We start from the raw sequence: 2160 nt of genomic DNA, 5'->3' as shown, positions 1-2160 counted from the left end.
CTCCCAGGCGTCGCGGTGGTCGTTGACGTGCTTGCCCCAGGCGAGCGCTTCATAGCCGACATGCAGGCCGCGTTTGGCTGCGCGCTCGCCAAGTTCGCGAAAGTCGGCCGCCGCGCGATCGATGCCGCCGAGCGACACCGGCGACACGCTCGAGCAGACCAGCATCAGGTCGGTGCCAAGCTCGTGCATGACATCGAACTTGCGTTCTGCGCGATCGAAGGCGCGGCCGCGCTGCGGTTCGGGCAGACCTTCGAAGTCGCGAAACGGCTGGAACAAGGTGATGGCAAGACCAGCGTCTCGCGCCATCTTGCCGGCGTCGGCTGGCGAACCATCAAAGGCGAGGAAATCGTTTTCGAAAATCTCGATCCCGTCGAAGCCAGCTGCGGCAATGGCCGCCAGCTTCTCGGCAAAATCGCCACTGATAGAGACCGTTGCGATCGAAGTTTTCACCTGATCCTCCCACATGGGCGCAATGTACGAACTAGTTCGTTTACAATATGCGTATGCGTAAGAGGTATCAAGCTGTGTCTACTTGCGAGCTCAGGCCGCTTCGCACATCACGAAGCGAACCACCATATCGACCGAATTGCGCCTGAGCCGCGCCAATTGATCTTCCGTGCCAAAGTCGCGGCCAAAGATCTTGGAGAAGGTCGCCCGGTTGGAGACATTGAAGAAGCACAGCGCGCTGACCTGCCAATGCAGTTCGACCGGGTCGATGCCCTCTCGAAACACACCGTCCGAGACGCCACGTGCATAGATGCGTGCAATATGGTCGATGGCCGTCACATTCAATTCGCGAATGGCTTCTGAGCGTTCCAGAAACTGGCCGTGGTGGATGTTTTCGATCATCACCATGCGAATGAATTCTTCATGCTGGTGGTGATGGTCGAAGGTGAATTCGACGAGTCGCGACAGCGCTTCAACAGGGGAAAGGCCTTCGATATCGAGCTTGGCTTCGCCTTCGCGAACCAGCCGATAGGCGTTTTCCAGCGCGCTGAGATACAGGCCTTCCTTGTCGCCGAAATAGTAGTAGATCATGCGCTTGCTGGAGCGGGTGCGCGCTGCGATCTCGTCGATGCGGGCGCCCGACAGCCCATTCAGCGCAAATTCTTCCGAGGCGATTTCCAAGATGTTCTGCCGGGTGCCTTCGGGGTCCTGTGTGCGTGTCGCAGCACCCTTTGCCTTGCGCGGGCTCTTGGGCTTGTCCGCCTTCATTTCACTGTCCATCACGCCCCTCGGTTCTGGTCGTTGACTAAACTAACCAGTTCGTACATTGTGCATCAAATCAGGCGCAGCCATTTACCGGCCAAGCCCGAACAAAAACAAGAGCAGCGCTCGGCGCTGCCTGACCGCACCACTCACGCGGCGAGGGAGCAAAGGTTGCAGCATTCGGACGGATCTTTCGTTGACATGCTCGGGCRCCTCTTGGCGAAGCCCAAAGCTGCGAACGCAAGTGCGTCTGGTGCGGTCCTCATCGGATTGGTCGGCCGGGGTATCCAGTTGTCCCGCTCGCCCGTCATGCACGAGCGCGAAGGGGCGCGCCTCGGCATCAGCTGCAGCTATGTACTGATCGATTTCGACCGGCTTGGCCTGCACGACACGGCTTTGGGCGACGTCATCGCCGCCGCAGAACAAATGGGTTTTGCCGGGCTGAACATCACCCATCCGTTCAAGCAGAGCGTGATCCAGCACCTGGCTTGGCTGGCACCCGAGGCATCGGCGATAGGCGCTGTCAACACGGTGGTCTTTTCCAACGGTATGCGACAAGGGTACAATACCGACGCTTGGGGGTTTGCCGAAAGTTTTCGCGAGGGAATGACARATTGCTCGCTGAAACGCGTGGTGCAGTTCGGTGCCGGTGGTGCGGGGGCGGCGGTCGCCTATGCGCTCATGGAGCTCGGTGTCGGTGGGTTGCACATCGTCGATAGCGACAGCGAGCGAGCAGAGCAACTGGCACTGCGGATGACATCACGTTTCGGCAACCAGGTTACGGCCCAAACCGACGTGGCCGACGCGGTCAAGGCCGCCGATGGCATCGTCAACGCCACACCTGTTGGCATGGCCAAGTATCCCGGCGTGCCGTTCCTGTCCGGATTGCTGCGACCCGATCAGTGGGTTGCCGAAATCATCTATTTCCCGGAGGAAACGGAACTATTGAGA

Annotated in this window: 3 protein-coding genes; 1 reads left to right on the top strand and 2 read right to left on the bottom strand. The window is 59.5% G+C overall.

Annotation, left to right across the window (positions count from 1 at the left end; genetic code table 11):
* Both AC1DUU_RS30305 and AC1DUU_RS30300 read right to left on the bottom strand, forming a co-directional pair.
* A partial coding sequence (locus tag AC1DUU_RS30305; protein ID WP_476787015.1) for a sugar phosphate isomerase/epimerase family protein occupies nt 1-450 on the bottom strand: 450 nt, incomplete at its 3' end.
* Between the two features lie 90 nt (nt 451-540).
* The gene (locus tag AC1DUU_RS30300) at nt 541-1215 is read right to left on the bottom strand and encodes a TetR/AcrR family transcriptional regulator (RefSeq protein WP_476787014.1); all 675 of its coding nucleotides are present in this window, start codon (nt 1213-1215) and stop codon (nt 541-543) included.
* A gap of 33 nt (nt 1216-1248) precedes the next feature.
* Here AC1DUU_RS30300 and AC1DUU_RS30295 point away from each other — a divergent pair.
* A partial coding sequence (locus tag AC1DUU_RS30295; RefSeq protein ID WP_476787013.1) for a shikimate dehydrogenase occupies nt 1249-2160 on the top strand: 912 nt, incomplete at its 3' end.

The organism is Aminobacter sp. P4_H6_2 (genome assembly GCF_056400805.1).
The sequence above is the reverse complement of the archived record's forward strand: the minus strand, read 5'-3'. Positions and strand labels throughout refer to the sequence as shown.

What these genes read in the sequence shown, in the direction of transcription:
- AC1DUU_RS30300 (WP_476787014.1), bottom strand. Translation starts at nt 1,215, where the DNA reads ATGAAGGCGGACAAGCCCAAGAGCCCGCGCAAGGCAAAGGGTGCTGCG.